We start from the raw sequence: 17005 nt of genomic DNA on the forward strand, positions 1-17005 counted from the left end.
CTAGTTTTCATTCATTAAAACACGAAAATAGAACATTGAAATAAAAAAATCTATAATAAGGTTGCACTAACGAACGCTAGCTGGTAATATAGTTCATGTACTCAAGTGATACAAATCATTGCTGTGTAGTTCAGTTGGTAGAAACACCTGACTGTTAATCAGGATGTCGTTGGTTCGAGCCCAACCACAGCAGTTGATCATTGATTGATCAAAGTCGCAATATTGACGTGTAGTTCAGTTGGTAGAAACACCTGACTGTTAATCAGGATGTCGCTGGTTCGAGCCCAGCCACGTCAGTTAGCATTCGTGCTAAACAATTCAATTCTTGCTGTGTAGTTCAGTTGGTAGAAACACCTGACTGTTAATCAGGATGTCGCTGGTTCGAGCCCAGCCACAGCAGTTATCTCCAGTCGTTAGTTCTCATTGAACTGACGGCTTTTTTGTTTGCTTCAGAGTATAATTAAAGCATATCCAAATAATCAAAAAGGAATCGCTTATGCTAGTCAATCTCTTAATCAACATTTTTTACCTCTTCATCTTTTTAACCATCGTCTTAATTGGCTTACCACTTATAGATGGCTTAATTAGCTATGGGTTAGCAAAAAGTTTAAAGGGCTACATGGTCAATCATTTCAACTTTAAATCGCAATACTGGCTGGGTGGCTTAGGAGTAATTATTCACGAATTAGGACATGCTGCCTTTGCCATAATCTTTGGCCACAAAATTACACAAATGAAACTACTAAACTTTCATCCAGAAGATGGTAGTTTGGGTAGCGTGGGTAGTACTTATAATCACAGTAGTCATTACCAAACCCTAGGCAATTTTTTCATTGGCCTTGGTCCCCTGTTTAGCGGTTTACTAGTCTGTTGGCTTTTAATTAAGTTCTTGTGTCACCCAATTTATACCGCGATTCCCCTTGATGAAGTTTCTCAATTAAGCCCTACTAACTTAGTTAATTTTGTTATGCAAATTACCACCACTTGGTTAGGTAACATCACCACTGCTTTTTTAAGCGCTGGCATTGTCAATCAGCTCATTTTAATCATCTTAATTGGGATGATTAGTTCGACCGTCTTTAGTTTATCGAGCGAAGATCTGCATTCCAGCTATACGGGATTACCCAGTTTCTTCATGGTCATTGCCGTGCTCAGCATGATTGGTGGAATGTTAGAAACTGTCAGTCTGTCGTTTCATTTAACCATTGACCTAATTCTATTACTCATTGCGGCTTTGTGGCTCATCTTACTAATCTTAATTTTCGTCTGCTTGTTAATCAGTCTAGTGGAAATGTGGCTGGGTAGTTTGCTTTTACGCATAAAATAATTGGATAAATATGGTAAAATAAATTCAGAAAAAAAGGAAGCGATGTCTTACCATAGCTTCCCGATTGCTAGTCAGTGTATTAGATCAATCTTTATGATTGGTCTTTTTTGATACCATGAAAACTTAATCTGCCAAACCAAAAATAACCCAACCACATTCGGTTAGGTTATTTTTCACACTGATGTATTATTTTATTGGCAAATAATTCATTAGTTCCGGTAAATAATATATGATAATAATCAATATAATTTCAAGTATCATCGGAATTATGAAAGTTTGAATACTTAATAAAGTATCTTTAAATGTCATCTTAAAAAAATTCATTGCAAAAGACGTAAAAAATAAAATGACTATTGCAGAATAAATTAAAATATAAATAATATTTTGACTGAATTGTGTAGGATTTGATGACATCAAAGAATACAATCCTTTAATTGCTCCATCAGATTTTAGTAATTTGCAATAATCAAAAACTTCTTTTGGTATAGTTATGTTTTGTGTTAAAAATAATACCGTAAGAGAAACTATTGATTGCAAACCAGAAATAACTAGGGGTTTAATTTGATGATTACTTTTTTTAAAAATTGAAATGCTTGAAATTAAAGAAAGAATTATAATCGTACCATATTGAAATAGATTAAATTTTTTAAAAATTTCAACTAAACTTGGAAAAAATATACAATAAACAAGTATCCCAAATCCAGCCAAAATAAGATAATAAGATTCATTATCTTCGTCTGAACTATTTCCAGCATTATAGTTTATTGTCGTCTTAAAATAATTCACATGCTGACTATTGTCTATATAATGTAAAGAATTATCTCCGTACTTATTATTTTGCTTTATTGACATGTAAAGGGATTCCTTTTAACCAATGTGTCCACTAATGAAAAGTTAAGAACTCACATTTGGCTTTTATTTTTCTAATTATAACAAAATAATTAGTAAATAGCTAGTAAATTATCAATTTGATGAATGAGATTAAAATCAAATAACTAATGTGTATAATATTCAAAAATTAGAAAATTTACATGGGTTTATTTTAAGTACTATTTTTGATAATAAGACTTCTAAATAAGATAGTAAAAGTAACAATAACTAAAATAGTAATTCCAATAATGATAAGCAAAATAATTCTAATCAAAATAATGATAATTAATTAAATATTATTTATCAAAATCCTATACAAAAATGCTGAACTCTTTATGAATTCAGCATTTTTCTGTATAAATAATTTATTAATATATTTATGAATTATTCCTATTGAATAATTCACTACTACAATCTTAATTTATAATCAGTAATAAATAAGCTCCTTAATTTCAATATAAATCCATAAAATCAAGACCACTAACAGCCATTAATAATCTTTGAGTATACATAAAATCTATCCTATTAAATGGACTCAATGTATCATAAGCTTTAACCGATTTAACTTCTTTATCACGATTAACTGCAGGTATTCTTCCTGGAACTAATCTTTTTTGTACATAAATTGGAAAAGAATTGTCATTCCAAAAATTATATCTTAAATTTTCATCGTTAAAAGCTTCTGGCCAACATTCCATAAAATACTTAATAAATATTATTCTAGATTCTATTATTCCAATACTATGTCTTATATTTTTGAATATTTGATCTAATTTCATTTTTGAATTAGGTCCTTCAGATATTTCCGTATTTTTAATTAAATCATAATTAGGGTTTGACATTATTAATGATATTTTATTCTTTAAAAATATTAGTTTTTTATTGATGTTACAATTCTCGTAATCAATCAAATATTTACCCCAAAAATCAAATGTTTCAGTTTTATTAAAATACAATTGGTTATCTAAAAACATTTTTTTGATTCCTATATCTTTTTGAATTACTTTAGACCATTTTTCTGAAAAATCATGTATTTCATTAATATTACTCTGCATTTCAAAAACAATAGCTTGAGTTCTTTCTAATGTTGATTTATAAACTTCCTGTTCATGTATTTTTTGATTTTTTTTGTTGATATATATATTAAATGCTAACCCAGAAATTCCAGTTATTGATGCAATAGCTGAAAAAACTAAAGTAAACGGTATTCCTTCCAAATATTTAATCATTAATTCACCACTAATATAAGTTAATTTCAATAAATAACTTGTTTAAATTTTTTTGAATTATTTAACTTTAATTTGCAAATATGTCTAATTGCTATCATCATTTAAAACTGACTTATATATAAATTGTTTGTGTTTAAATGAATCTATTCCACCTTCAAGTAAATTAATAATATCTAAAATAATATCCTTTTCAGTAGGATAACCACTATTCTTAACCCAACCATGTACGTTGTCGGATTGCATTGTAACAACCTGTTCTGGCTTAGAATTTGTAACAATAGTAGAATTATGAGTTATTATAATGACTTGGCTTTTATCCTTTTGTTTTCTTAATGAATTTACTAAATGTTTATATATAACTACTATCAAGATTATCCTCTGGCTGATCTAGTAAGAGTGGTGTAGAATCATTTGTTATATCTTTGAAAATAAATATAAAATCTAAAAGTGCTACAACTTTTTGCCCTAACGATATTTGTGATATAGACTTAAATATTTCTCCGTTATCGTTACCACTTTCATAACTATTTATATCAAATTCTAAATCTAAAATATCCGCAATTGATTGGTATTTATTAATAAAATTATAAATGTCAATTTTTGCAGCATTAATTATAATTGCTCCTATTTCTTTTAAAAGATTAACAATATTATTTTCATCAATTTTTTGTTTACCTTGATCTATTTCTTTAACCCCATGCTTATTAGATATAACATTAATTAAAATAGAACTCAAATCTTTGTATTTTTCATTTTTAAACATTAGATAAAAACCAATAACATTATAAGTTGATGCACCTTCAGATAAGAAGTTTTCAATTTCACTAAAACTAATATTATATTTTCTTAATATCTCTTTTTTTAATAAATGACTTGTACTTTTCAGTACGTTTTCCCAATTAAAAACAAAATCTGAAAAAGGTAATTGTTTATAAACAATCCTAGTATTAGATCTTTTATCATTAATCGAATTTATAGAAGCTAATACTTTATCTTTATGAATTGACATTTTTTCATAAAGCCGATTATAAGCTTCTTCTAATTTACTATCATTATTTATTTTAATATTTTTTAATTTAGGTAATGGATTTTTTGAAAAAGCTAATTGCTTTCTAATAAAGCTTTGGATTTCATTATCAGAAGCATTTTTTACTAATTCATTTATAGAATATGACTCCTTAAAGATGTAATTAAAAAAATTCTTTTTTTCTGTAATTTCGAAAACTGCATTTCCCTCTATTTTAAAAATTTGTATTTTTTCAAGTGTCGCCTTACTTACTTCATTCTTATTGAATTTTTTTCCATTTGGTCCATATTGAAATTCATGTTCTTTCCCATGCAAATATCCTTGTAAAAATAAAGTTTCATCGAGATTATCAGTCAAGGGATTAAATTTAATAAAATAATCTTCATCATCTAAAGTTACAGTCAACCATATAGTACCTTGATTACAGATGTTTTTTAATTGAGCAGTATTTATAACATTTTGTGAAAGAACAAAATTAATACAATCCAACAATGTACTTTTACCTGTTCCACGACCACCTATTATACAATTTAATGATGTAGAAAAGTCTAAATTAAGTGATTTTTCATTTCTTCCACCTAAAAATCCATTTCCTTCTATTGAAATATGTTTAATGTAAACTCCTGGGAGTGAAGGTTCTTCTAATTTTATTGCTATATCAGAATCATGAATAGCATTTGTGAATAAGTCAAAGCTTTCCTTTTGACCCTTAATCCAAAAAAACTTTTCACCTAAATCTTCTAATTTATGAGAATCTTCGTCATATAAAATCACTATATTATTAAGCTTTTTATCAATTATTAATTTATTTAAAAGATATTCCTTTTTTGTGAGTTTTGATAACCCCACAATGCTCATATTTTCTTTTGAAAATAATTTCTTTTTATAAGCACCACTACCATAATTATCACTTTTAAAGATATTCTCTGCATTTAAGTGAGCAACATATGCAATACCACCCAAGTCTTTAAACTTCTCAATAACTTGCCATGAAGCTAAGTAAGAACCTTCGCCAGCAGAAACAAGAATTTCATTTAAAACTTCTTTTACTTGATTTTCCATTTCTTCAGTATTATCAAATATTCCTACAACATGAAGTTTATCCCCACATGATACTTCCACACCAAGTTGAATAAATGGAACAAATGAATTATCACGATATCTTTTGATAATATTAACAGCAGAATTTAATCTTTCATATCCATCAATTGTATTATGGTCAGTTATTACTGCTAACTCAATTTTCTTAATAATTAAGCACTGTGCCATTAACAAATAAAATATTCCTTCTCGGTAAGAAGGAAAAACATTTTTCTTTACTAAACCCTTAATATAGTTTTTATCAATACCTGTAAATTTATATAGGCTATTCTTTTCAGCAATGCTTTCAGCCTCTTTTTCTGTAACCTGTTTCATACGTTTATCTTTACCGTTAATGTTAACTTTATAATCGTGAGAAGCAGGAGAATGAAAATGAACTACAGTTTTATGATAAGTTCCATAAGAACTTTCAATTTTATTCAATGAAATTAACTTATTACTTAATTCAGAATTATGATTTAAATCTCTAACATAACGTTCTCTAAACTTCATTAGTTTACTCCATCTTAATTATAGGAAAACAAATTTACATAATTTCTATTCTTTCAATTCCTTATAAACATCGCCAATTTTAACTTTTTTATACTTAGTAAAATCATTCCCTTCATCTTCAAATTCATTACTAAACAAATCAAATTCTACTACTCGATTTTTAGGAATAATGTCTTCAGAGTCACTTTCATTAATTATAGATTCAAAAGTAGATTCGATACGTTCAACATATACCCGATCATATCTTTTCCCAATCAATTTCCATTCACTAAATATTATTGGGTTATCCTTTGAATTTTTATAGGTTAAAGTATTTCCTTGTACAATATTAGCTTTAATTATAGTATTTGCACTTTTCAAAACATCCTTATTTTCAGAACTATTAAATTTATCTATTATGATTTCTCGATAAATTTTCGAAAATATTGCATACATATTCATTAAAAGACTTGATAAATTATCATGTAGATACTCAATCCCATAAATTGATGATAATGCAATCAGAGAGTTGTCATTAAATTCTTTTTCAGAATTACTTATTTTTTTTGCTAGTTCTAATTTTCTTCTTAGGACCTCAACTAAAAAGGCACCTTCACCAGCTGCTGGCTCTAAAAATGTAGAGGATAGAGAGCTAAATTCTTTTAATATTTCTGGCTGATTTAACATCATTTTTACAATATAATTAGGTGTGAAAACTTCTCCGTGATTTTTTACACGATCATCAGATTTTATTAAAAATGGCATTACGTCTCCCCCCTCAAATAGTAAAAATTTATAGAATATAATTTTACTACCCCCAGTAACTCACGTTATTATTACACATTATAATAATTTTATCATTTAATAATATAATATAAAATTTATTTTTTTATTATTTTGTGTTATAACATTTAGTAACAATAGCTTATTAAGGGGGAATCATAATGGGATATTCTTCAGATCGGTCTTTCACAGACTTTGTCCATGAAAAACTTGCTATTCCAATAATATATTCAAAGCTTAACTGGATATGTGACAATGAAAAAAGTAACTATAAAAATGAAAGAGATCTTAAAGATGAAATTGATTATCAAGCTATCGATTCTAATGACTTTAAGATAACCATTCAAGAAAGATTTAGAGACGAATATTATAGTAAGTACAATGATTTCACGATAAGATATTCGAGAGAACACAGCAAACGAAAAGGTGAACAAAAATCAGAGTATTATAAATTAAATGCAGATTATTTTATTTATGGAATAACAAATGGCAAAAAATTTCCTGATAAGAGATATACTGTAACAAATTTCAAAAAATTCATAGTTTTCGATGTCAATATGCTTAGAAACTTATTTAGAAAATCTATTCTTCGTATTCCAATTGAATTTAATACTCCAAATAAAATTATAAATGAAAATGGTATGAAATTTATTAATGTAACAAAAAAGAGAAACACTGATAATTCATCCGAATTTATTGCAATAGATCCAAAAATTTTAAAAACATTAATTGGTAATGAGATTGATAATATTGTTATTTATCAATCTGGATTTTATTAAAAATAAAAATCGATTATGACAAATTTGCAATTATTGTTGTAATCGATTTTTTAATTTAGTAATATATTTAAAAAAAATTATAATTATGCCTAATGACCTGAACCCCCTAAATTGGACAAACAATTTAGGAGGTTCTTTTTGTATTCTTTAGATAAAAAGCTTGCAGCTATTAATGATTTTCATTCAGGCATGTCTAGTACTCAAGTTATGAAAAAATATAATATTAAAGGTACTGCTACAATTTTCGAATGGATTAGGCGTATTGATCAATTTGGAATTGATGGATTAATTTATAAACATGAAAAGACAAAATTCAGTTATTCATTTAAAATAGAGGTACTTATATGGCGCCTCAATAATCAAGCTTCTTATCCAAATGCCGCTCGGCATTTTAAAATTAGAAACCCCAATACTATTTTTATTTGGGAACGAGATTTAATTGATGGACGCCTTAATCCTTGTTTGGAAGGGCCACCTAAAATGACTAATAATGATGAACTAATTTCAAAAAACAAGTATAAAGAACTTGAAGAAGAAAATGATTATTTAAAAGCGAAGATTGCATATTTGGAAAAATTGGATGACTTGGTTCAAAGGAAGAAGAAATTTCCAACCAAGAAAAAGCACAAATAATCACTGAGCTAAGGCATAAATTTAAACTAGTGCATCTATTGAAAATAGCTAATCTTTCTAGAAGTAGCTACTATCACTCCATTAAACATGATTATAGTAAAGATTGTGCTGAATTAATTGATGAAATTCGTGAAATAAGAAGTAATTTCAAAGATTATGGTTACCGTAGAGTTACTTTAGAATTAAGAAACCGTGGGTTTCAAGTTAACCATAAAAGAGTTTTACGTATTATGAATGAAAATGAAATATTATGTGATGCTTATGATAAGAAAGTAAGAAAATACAATTCTTACAAAGGTAACTGTGGTAAGAAGGCACCTAACCGTTTAAATCGTAGATTTAAAACTGATCGGCCATTTCAAAAAATTGTTACTGATGTTACAGAATTACGTTGGGGAAACGAGACAACCAATGAAAGAACTTATTTTACAACTTTTATGGACTTATTTAATGGCGAAATTTTAACTTAGAATTTAAGTTTACATCCAACGGTTGAATTTATTTTAAAACCTCTTAGGGAACTTATTAAACTTCGACCAGATTTACCATATAGAATGACTATTCATTCTGATCAAGGATTTCAATATCAAAATGATGAATTTATCAAACTTCTCAAGCAGAATAAAATATTTCAAAGCATGAGCCGTAAGGCTACATGTCTAGATAATGCATGTATGGAAAGCTTTTTCAATCAGTTAAAAGTGGGAACTACTAGAAATAATCATTATCAAACGTTAAATCAGCTTCAAAATTCCACTAAAGATTATTTAATTTATTACAATAATTATCGGATTAAAGAAAAACTGGAAGGTTTATCACCGGTTAAATACCGGCAACAAACCTTCCAGCTAGTTGCATAATTACTATCCAATTTTGGGGGGGTGCAGGTCACTAATCATCTTTACTCCATTTTTTCAGCTGTCTTTTCAATAAATTTAATTTCTTTATCATCCAATTTATATTTTTTAAATAACTGTCTATCAATATCACCAATATTGTTATTCCAATCAATGTCGGATGAATTAGTAAAATTTTGAATTGGAACATATTTCCAAACAATTTTTGAATTATGTTGGGTTCTTTTCAATATACCTAGTAAGACTCTAACAAATTTTGTTTTTAAATATTTCAAAAGATTTTTTGCTTCTATCACATTATCAAATTTACCTATACTGACAAACGAATCATTTGTTCCCATACCAGCTAGTGACAATTGTGGATTACTAAATTTTTCACCTATTTTCCCATTTCCATTAGCTTCAGGCAAAACCACATTGATTGTATCTAAATAATCATTGTTTTCAATATAATCTGAACGTATATATTTATATTTTCTTTTAGAGTTTTGTCTTCCCAAAATCTTTAAATAGCATTTATTATCATCAGGTTCTTGATCAAAAAATAATTTTGGTAACTTAGCAAAATCATTTGTATCTACTGCACCTGAATCAGGTGCAGTAGCAGAAAATTTATAGATACCTCTTGATGATACTATACCCTCAATTGATTCAAATCCATTTGCTTCCTCTACTTTTTTCAAAATAGATTTTAATTCTTCAAATGGAATAAACAATCTTATAGGTTTAAAATTTCTATTTGCATCCCTATAAGTAATTGCAACTCCACCTTTTATAGAAGTATTTGGAAATACGCTCTCACTATTAGGAAAATATTCAATAATTTTAAAATGGCTATCATTTAGCATTTTATTGTTCCATTTTTTTGAAGTTGAACCAGCATTAAACAAAAATCTTGCAGGTGTAATTAATATAACTTTTTTTGCTAATTTTATAGATAAGTCATAAAAATCATTATAAATTGGATCCATTTTGTTATTAGATCCTTTTGTCTCTTCTTGGTATGGTGGATTTCCAATAACTACATCAAATTTCACTTTATCAAAGCCTTCTTCCACTTTGTTTCTAGTTTTTTCAATATCTTTTTTTATACTTTCTACAATACCATCAACAAATCTTATATTTGTTTCGTAATTATTGTAACCACTAAGCGTTCTTTCTGTAATTGTCTTTGCCATTGGAGTTTTTGCAATTACATATATATTTTTTGAGAGTATTTGTTTCCATAAATCATCTTCATCTTTTGATGTAAACTTTCCAGCACTGTTTTCATTTAGTTTCTTTTGTGCTTGATAATATAAAGAAGTAGCTACATATAACGGATATAGTCCGGTTTTAGAATTGATTTCTAAGATATCTGCATCTGGTTTAAATGCTTCATTAGTAATATCTGTATTAATCCAATGATTAGCTGATTTTCCATCAATAGTTACGTTTTTATACTCATCGTCAAAAAATGAATATCCACCAATTGTTTTACCAAGTTGCATATTAACAACTCGCCATGGTGTCAAAACAGTTTCTTTATCTGGATTTTTAAATGTTCCAAAAATCTCAGCTAATTTTTCTGTTCTCTCAATCGGGTTTAAATTATCTAATTCTTTAACTTTTCTTCTTATTATTTTTCCTGCTTCAACAAAAATTTCATTATCGTAATACTTTGTAAAAGTACGGAATTTATCCTTAGTCACTCCAACTGGCATAAATTCTTCCCATGATTTTTTATCAACTTTATTAATAAAATCATTTATAGAAATATCATCGTTAATATCAGCTTTCATCCCATAAATCATAAGTGGGATTCTAATTGAAACCCCCTTTAAAATTGAAATCATAGTTCTACGTTGCTTACGAACTTTATTTTCTTTATCAATTAATTCTTGTTCTTTAGGTGTTCTTGATTTCTTTGGCTTTTTTTGTGCTTCTTCCGCTTGATCATATTCTTCATCAGTAAGTCCATTAGAATTAATGTCTATTTCAACTTTTTTACGTTCTTTCTTAGTTGTACCAACAATTGATTTCAAATCATTAAATTCTTTTAAATCTTGTTCATCTATTGTCTTTAGAAGTTCGTCACTATACAAAGAATCATCATCAAAACCAGTTTTAACTGCTTTTTCTGCATAACTTTTCTTAATGTTTGTTATTAGGTCATCAACATTATATGGTTTCATGGAATTACCTGACATTCCAACAACCGGCATAAAATTCAGTAATTTTGACATTTGTGCCTTTTGGCCTGCTTTAGTTGGTTTTCCAGCTCCAGTATTTAAGCTAGTTATCCCAGCAGCCATAGTCAAAGCACGGTCAGGTGCAAAATCAAAAATATAAGCATGCTTTTTCATACCTAAAATTGGATCAGAGAAAGGAGTTTGTGCCCTAAATGCTGCTTGAAGGTATTGAGTCGCACTATTGGTATTTGAAAGAAATACTACACCCGTCCACTCTTTAACATTTACTCCAGTTGTAAGTTTACGTACTGTAAGTGTAATCGTTTTTGTTTTTGAGGGCTCATCGCCAATTGCTGACCTAACTTTATCTAAATCCTTTTCATTATCTAGTAGTTCTTCTCCAGTTGCTTCTCCGTTTTCAACTACATTAACAATCTTATAGTCTTTAAATACCGGATGTTTATCCATTAGTTCTTTTAAAGCTTTAGCTGAAGCCACACTAGGAAGAAGCCAAAGAGTATGTCTAAGTTCATTTCTAAATTTTTCTGTCGAAAATGGATATTTGGTTGATTTACTAGTGTGAGTAATATTATTTAAAAACTGATTAACTTCTACCGCATGTATAAATTTACCTTTATCATCAACTCTAAAAAATTCTTTAAAGTTAAAAGAATTATCAATATTTTTATATTTATCTTTAGCGTTCATTTCAAAAGTATACATTGAAATACTTGGAAGACCCTCATATGGATTAACTTTATCTGGATGATCCAAAGCAAATTTTAATTTCGCTTCTTGTTCCATTACATAATCCCAGGTAAAGGTATCTTCTTCTGTATAATTATCGGCTATATTAAATGGAGTTCCAGATAATTCAAGTAACCTAGTATTTTCTTTTTTTACAGCTTTAATTACTCTTTGAGCTAAGTCTGTTTGAGTTCCCTCATGAGCCTCGTCAACAATAATCAAATCCCAATTAGTGTCAAATATCTCTTCGTTTTTATCTCCAGCTTTTCCACCAATTTCTTCAGATCCACGTAGATCTTGAATGCTAGCAAAGTAAATAAATGGATTTTTAGAATCAATTAAGGTTTGAACATTTTTCTCCCCTTCTTTTTTGGAACCATACTTATATCCAGCTTCTGACATTTTATTTTTCTTAAAATCAGAATACCAACTATCCGAAACTATTGGACGATGGGTCATAATTAAAACTTTTTCAAATTTCTCTTCTTTAACTAATTGCAAAGCAGAAATTGTTTTCCCAAAACGCATTTTTGCATTCCAAAGCATTCGATCATTTTTCTTCTTTGCAAAAACTCGCTTTGTTTTACTAATCGCTTCTTTTTGCTCTGGACGCAATTTTATTTCAATACCTTGCCCTTCATCAGTTAAATCAAGTGACGTTTTTCCTTCTTTAACAGCTTTAATTGCCCTCTTAACAGTGTCTAAATCTGTTCTAAACCATTCATTACCATCAGTAATCACATCTTTTTCAATATGAGATCTTTCTAACACCTCATGAACTTCATGGTCAGTAAAAAACTTACCTCGATTTTTATCCCATGCTAATTCAGCCCATTGTAAATTATGTTTGACCCCAGCAGTTTTCATATACTGATTAATTCTTTTATCAGCAGCATTTCTCAAATCTTCACTATTGGGTTTTGTATTTATTTCCATTGCATCTGCTGGAACCGATGCATCTCCAACTTTTTCCAATCCTTTATAAATTGGATATTCATTTTTTGAATTATCAGCAGTTTGAACATAAATAAGCTTTTTTTCAAACTTTTGCATAGATTGAAACGTTGTTTGGAATTTTGGCTTTTCAAATTTTGTATGGGGTTCTATATCGGTATAGCTTTTTGTAAACCAAACTAAAACAATTTGTAATTTTTCCAAGGCTTCTAATGCACCATTTTGACTTATTGAATCAAAACTATGTGCACTTTCATTTCCAAAACGTTTAAGACTATATAATTTATCTAAAATATCAGTTGGTACAAGTCGTTTGTCTTTAATTGTATGTAAATTGCTGTCAAAACTGGCACGTTCTTTAACCTCGTAATAATTAAAATCTAAAATTCTTTTAGTAAGATTTTCTAGTATCTTTCTAATATTAACAGCAGTGGCCCCATAATGTTGTTCAGTGTATAAGCGTTCACTTTCAACAGCTGGATCATAATATTCTTTAGTATCCCAATCTTCGTTTAAAAAATCAAAATTGCTCATGTCTATACCTTCTAAAATTTAGTCTTTACTTAATTATAGCAAATATAATTAAGTGCATTATAAAATTGGTTATTATATGTTGCTGTGATAGTATATTAACAGAACGTACGTTCCGTTAATAAAAAAATATTTAAAGAAGGATTTTAATTAATATGGTATTAAATAGTAATGGTAAAGTTGAAAATTTATTAATAATTGGCAATGGTTTTGATTTATCCAGAAAATTACCAACATCATTTGACTCATATATTAAAAACTATAAAAAAAATGATTTCCAACAAGATAAAGCAAAATTTGAAGAATTTTTAGAGAATGTAGAAAATATTTTAAGAAATTATAATTCAAATAAATCTTTTAAATGGATTAATAATAATTTTATATCATTGATTCTTGGCACAAATACTAATAATTTTAGTTTTAATTCTTTATCTTTTTGGGATATGTATATGATTACAAAAAAACATATAAAATATTCAACAACTAATTGGGCAGATATTGAAACATTATTATTTGACTTCTTTAAGGGTGAACATAATTTTGATAAGATATTAAAAATTAAAAATCCAGCAAATAATTATAATGATATATTAAAACAAATTAAATTTCTCGATCAAATTGAAATTGTAGATAGTATTTCAAATAACATTAATGAAAAAAGTAAAATTATTGAAAAAAACTTCTATTTACAATTATTAGTTTATAAATTCATACTTAATCAAAATAAAATTGTAAATACTGAGAAATATTATGAATATTTGCTTTCAGAATTAAATAAATTCGAAAAAAATTTTTCAAATTATTTAATTACAAATTTAGATGTATCCAATTATATAAAAGAAAATAAAAATACTGACAAAATATACCATTACATTGTAAATTCAGATAAAAGTAGAGATTATTTAATTAATTATATTTTAGAAGATGTTAACAATAAAAAATTTAACTTATTAAATTTTAATTATGATAATTTTAAAAGCGATTATGTAAGTAAAATAAATCATATACACGGCTCTATAAATTCATCAGATAAAAAGCCTATAATTATTGGATTTGACTCGTCTAATGTTTTACCTAATGAACCCTATTATAGATTTACAAAGGCATCTAGGATTATGGAAGAAAGTGTTATTAAATCTGAAAAAATCTTAGATAAAAACATTAAAAATATTTATTTTTACGGTCATTCATTAGCTGCTGCTGACAATTCTTATTTTAATGCTATTTTTGACTATTATGATTTATATAATAAAGACATAAACCTAGTATTTTGCTATACACCATATGGGAATAACGAAGAAGAAAATAAAAAGATTAAATCTAATCAAATGAATTCTATAAATAATCTTATATTTAATTATGGCAATACTTTAAATAATACTCATGGGGGAAATATTCTTCCAAAATTATTGCTAGAAAATAGACTACATTTAAAAGAAATACCTAAAATTTATTCTTAATAATAAATCTACACAATCAAAAATTAATTTATTGACAATTCCTTGCTTAATTTCTGAAGATTTATTATTGTTGAAATTTTGTTTTTAAAATTAATAATGTAATTGCCTAATAGCAAAATATTTAAGGGGAAAATACTATGTACAGAGTTAAATTTCCAGCTAAAAATTTTTATTATGATAAAGAATATTTATTAAAGAGACTATCATTTTTAAAAGAAAGAATATCGAGTGAAAATTTATCAATTAATGATATTTTTGAGCTAAAAGCCATCAGTTCCTGGTTAGTAAGAGAACAAAATCGTGATACGAAAAATATAAGATTAATAAATATTACAGTAAAAAAATACTTTCAAAACACATCAATTGAAAGCCTTTGTAATGAAATTAGTAATGATAAATTAGAATTTATTTATCAAAATGAATTTTGGAATATGATTGAGAAATTTAGATTTTCTAAAGAAAGTATTTATTCTAAAGAAGACGTTAATTCTTTATTATCTGTCTGTACATCAAAAAATATTCGTTTTCCTCTAACTAAAAATAAAATTGTAAATGATAGTAAGTCATTATTAAAAAAAATAGTAAAACAAGATTCAAGAAATATAGGATTATTTATTAATAATGAAAAAATTCCAAAAGAAAACATCGATTTTTTAACCTTAAAGGAAAAAAATGATATGATTCGTGATTATATTAAAAAAGCGGATTTAGATTGTTGTAGCTATTTAGATTTAATTAAACTATCTAAAATTTCTAATGATGAAAATAAATTATTAGCAATTGAAAAAAATGATGAACTAATGTCAAAGTTATCCCTTAAAAAAATAGAAGAAAAAATATCATTAAAATTACTTTCAAATGCTCTTGAAGATTCATATCCATTTGTTGATATTCCTGATAATAATGGAAATAATACTATCTATGTAAATAAAAATAGATTAGATAAGTCTATAAGTTCTAAATTGTCATTAATCAACTCTATAAAAACAGAATTAAGATATATGTCCTCATATGGACTGATTATTTTCCCATATTTAAACCTAATTAAAATAGGATTCGTAGATCTGATAAAAAATATAAAAAGCTCAGATGATATAAACATGTATAATCCTTCTTTTAAATTAGTACATTCTATACCGATTTATAATTCTATATTTGAATCATTTTTGGAATACATTTCAAAAAATGATTTTTCATTAGAAAAAAATTTAAATTGGTATTTAAATGATTACCTAAATCAAGAATATGGTATTAATGATATAACAATTATTTTTCCTGAAAATCATGATGAATATCGCATTTGTGATTTATTTTCTTCATTCCACAGACTTCTCAAATTTATTGACAAATACGCTAAAAATAATAAATTTAACAGAAAACTGTTAAATTTGGTTTCTGAAACTCCAAGATTTAATGAATTAGAAAGTGTTCTGCCAGATAAGTACATTAATTTAAATGATCCATTGCTATTGAAATTTCAAAATTTTCTGTATAACGACTTTTTCTATGGAACAAAAAATGATAACAGTTTTTTGGAATGTCTAAAAAATGATTCAGTAAAATATAGTAAATTAGATAGATTAGATAAAAATGCAATCGATTATTTTATTAGTAAAAAAATTTTGATGGTAGAAAATAAAAAAGTAAAAATAATTAATCCAAATTTATTACCCATTCTTATTCAAAATCATGATTATGCAACAATATCTAAATATAGTTTTAATCAAAAAGGAAGGAATTTCATTGACAAATTAGTTAGTGAAAACAAGGCTAACTATATAAATAAATTATTATCTCCAGCTGAAGCTGATTTTTTTGAATTCATTTTTTCAAATAAGTTTTCTGATGGGCTCGGACTTAGAAACAAATATATGCATGGTAGTGATGATCCAAATGTTTCTAAGCAAAGAAAAAGTGATTATAATTTCACTTTAATGATGATAAATTTATTAATTGTTAAATTTAACGATGATTTAAAACAAAGAAATATTTTAGAAGAAAAAAGTAATAAAAAATAAAATCGATATCCAAAGATATCAACTTTATTTTTTATTACCTAATTTTC

The 17005-nt window shown here is 26.8% G+C and carries 13 protein-coding genes and 3 tRNA genes; 10 read left to right on the plus strand and 6 right to left on the minus strand.

Annotation, left to right across the window (positions count from 1 at the left end; all coding sequences use genetic code 11):
* Window positions 1–119 precede the first annotated feature (119 nt).
* The 4 genes from AC0GLY_RS05670 (at window position 120) to AC0GLY_RS05685 (ending at window position 1327) form a co-directional block, all read left to right on the plus strand.
* A tRNA-Asn gene (locus AC0GLY_RS05670) sits at window positions 120–193 on the plus strand.
* A 30-nt stretch (window positions 194–223) separates the two neighbouring features.
* Window positions 224–297, plus strand: a tRNA-Asn gene (locus AC0GLY_RS05675).
* A 29-nt stretch (window positions 298–326) separates the two neighbouring features.
* Window positions 327–400, plus strand: a tRNA-Asn gene (locus AC0GLY_RS05680).
* A gap of 96 nt (window positions 401–496) precedes the next feature.
* Window positions 497–1327: a hypothetical protein gene (locus AC0GLY_RS05685; protein WP_496611203.1), complete on the plus strand. Its 831-nt coding sequence runs from the start codon at window positions 497–499 to the stop codon at window positions 1325–1327.
* 186 nt (window positions 1328–1513) lie between these two features.
* Here AC0GLY_RS05685 and AC0GLY_RS05690 read toward each other — a convergent pair whose 3' ends face one another.
* The 5 genes from AC0GLY_RS05690 to AC0GLY_RS05710 form a co-directional block, all read right to left on the minus strand.
* Window positions 1514–2179, minus strand: coding sequence for a hypothetical protein (locus tag AC0GLY_RS05690; protein ID WP_496611204.1), 666 nt, complete (start codon window positions 2177–2179; stop codon window positions 1514–1516).
* A gap of 470 nt (window positions 2180–2649) precedes the next feature.
* Window positions 2650–3426 carry a hypothetical protein gene (locus AC0GLY_RS05695; RefSeq protein WP_496611205.1) on the minus strand — a complete coding sequence of 259 codons (777 nt, stop codon included), beginning with the start codon at window positions 3424–3426 and terminating at the stop codon, window positions 2650–2652.
* An 84-nt stretch (window positions 3427–3510) separates the two neighbouring features.
* Complete coding sequence (locus tag AC0GLY_RS05700; RefSeq protein ID WP_496611206.1) at window positions 3511–3669, minus strand: hypothetical protein; 159 nt, start codon at window positions 3667–3669, stop codon at window positions 3511–3513.
* Window positions 3670–3775: 106 nt separating this feature from the next.
* Window positions 3776–6046: a Spaf_1101 family AAA-like ATPase gene (locus AC0GLY_RS05705; RefSeq protein ID WP_496611207.1), complete on the minus strand. Its 2271-nt coding sequence runs from the start codon at window positions 6044–6046 to the stop codon at window positions 3776–3778.
* A gap of 45 nt (window positions 6047–6091) precedes the next feature.
* Window positions 6092–6790 (minus strand): N-6 DNA methylase, encoded by a 699-nt coding sequence (locus AC0GLY_RS05710; protein WP_496611208.1) that lies wholly within the window; start codon window positions 6788–6790, stop codon window positions 6092–6094.
* 179 nt (window positions 6791–6969) lie between these two features.
* On the opposite strand from AC0GLY_RS05710, the gene AC0GLY_RS05715 reads away from it, so the two are divergent.
* The 4 genes from AC0GLY_RS05715 (at window position 6970) to AC0GLY_RS05730 (ending at window position 9080) form a co-directional block, all read left to right on the plus strand.
* Window positions 6970–7587: a hypothetical protein gene (locus tag AC0GLY_RS05715; protein WP_496611209.1), complete on the plus strand. Its 618-nt coding sequence runs from the start codon at window positions 6970–6972 to the stop codon at window positions 7585–7587.
* A 138-nt stretch (window positions 7588–7725) separates the two neighbouring features.
* Complete coding sequence (locus AC0GLY_RS05720) at window positions 7726–8220, plus strand: transposase (protein WP_496611210.1); 495 nt, start codon at window positions 7726–7728, stop codon at window positions 8218–8220.
* A 38-nt stretch (window positions 8221–8258) separates the two neighbouring features.
* On the plus strand, window positions 8259–8690 hold the full coding sequence (locus AC0GLY_RS05725) for an IS3 family transposase (RefSeq protein ID WP_496611211.1): 432 nt from the start codon (window positions 8259–8261) through the stop codon (window positions 8688–8690).
* A 168-nt stretch (window positions 8691–8858) separates the two neighbouring features.
* The gene (locus tag AC0GLY_RS05730; protein ID WP_496612263.1) at window positions 8859–9080 is read left to right on the plus strand and encodes an IS3 family transposase; all 222 of its coding nucleotides are present in this window, start codon (window positions 8859–8861) and stop codon (window positions 9078–9080) included.
* A 41-nt stretch (window positions 9081–9121) separates the two neighbouring features.
* Here the strand turns inward: AC0GLY_RS05730 and AC0GLY_RS05735 are convergent, their stop codons facing one another.
* Window positions 9122–13483, minus strand: coding sequence for an Eco57I restriction-modification methylase domain-containing protein (locus AC0GLY_RS05735; RefSeq protein ID WP_496611212.1), 4362 nt, complete (start codon window positions 13481–13483; stop codon window positions 9122–9124).
* 152 nt (window positions 13484–13635) lie between these two features.
* Here AC0GLY_RS05735 and AC0GLY_RS05740 point away from each other — a divergent pair, with 152 nt between their 5' ends.
* Both AC0GLY_RS05740 and AC0GLY_RS05745 read left to right on the plus strand, forming a co-directional pair.
* On the plus strand, window positions 13636–14940 hold the full coding sequence (locus AC0GLY_RS05740) for an AbiH family protein (protein WP_496611213.1): 1305 nt from the start codon (window positions 13636–13638) through the stop codon (window positions 14938–14940).
* Window positions 14941–15077: 137 nt separating this feature from the next.
* Window positions 15078–16958: a hypothetical protein gene (locus AC0GLY_RS05745; protein WP_496611214.1), complete on the plus strand. Its 1881-nt coding sequence runs from the start codon at window positions 15078–15080 to the stop codon at window positions 16956–16958.
* Window positions 16959–17005 lie beyond the last annotated feature (47 nt).

This window comes from Fructilactobacillus sp. YLN 2507 (assembly GCF_059614085.1).

Excerpts from the sequence above, each read along its gene's own strand:
- AC0GLY_RS05730 (WP_496612263.1), top strand. The coding sequence starts at position 8,859 with ATGAGCCGTAAGGCTACATGTCTAGATAATGCATGTATGGAAAGCTTT.
- AC0GLY_RS05735 (WP_496611212.1), bottom strand. The coding sequence starts at position 13,483 with ATGAGCAATTTTGATTTTTTAAACGAAGATTGGGATACTAAAGAATAT.
- AC0GLY_RS05715 (WP_496611209.1), top strand. The coding sequence starts at position 6,970 with ATGGGATATTCTTCAGATCGGTCTTTCACAGACTTTGTCCATGAAAAA.
- AC0GLY_RS05710 (WP_496611208.1), bottom strand. The coding sequence starts at position 6,790 with ATGCCATTTTTAATAAAATCTGATGATCGTGTAAAAAATCACGGAGAA.
- AC0GLY_RS05690 (WP_496611204.1), bottom strand. The coding sequence starts at position 2,179 with ATGTCAATAAAGCAAAATAATAAGTACGGAGATAATTCTTTACATTAT.
- AC0GLY_RS05740 (WP_496611213.1), top strand. The coding sequence starts at position 13,636 with ATGGTATTAAATAGTAATGGTAAAGTTGAAAATTTATTAATAATTGGC.
- AC0GLY_RS05745 (WP_496611214.1), top strand. The coding sequence starts at position 15,078 with ATGTACAGAGTTAAATTTCCAGCTAAAAATTTTTATTATGATAAAGAA.
- AC0GLY_RS05705 (WP_496611207.1), bottom strand. The coding sequence starts at position 6,046 with ATGAAGTTTAGAGAACGTTATGTTAGAGATTTAAATCATAATTCTGAA.
- AC0GLY_RS05700 (WP_496611206.1), bottom strand. The coding sequence starts at position 3,669 with ATGCAATCCGACAACGTACATGGTTGGGTTAAGAATAGTGGTTATCCT.
- AC0GLY_RS05685 (WP_496611203.1), top strand. The coding sequence starts at position 497 with ATGCTAGTCAATCTCTTAATCAACATTTTTTACCTCTTCATCTTTTTA.
- AC0GLY_RS05695 (WP_496611205.1), bottom strand. The coding sequence starts at position 3,426 with ATGATTAAATATTTGGAAGGAATACCGTTTACTTTAGTTTTTTCAGCT.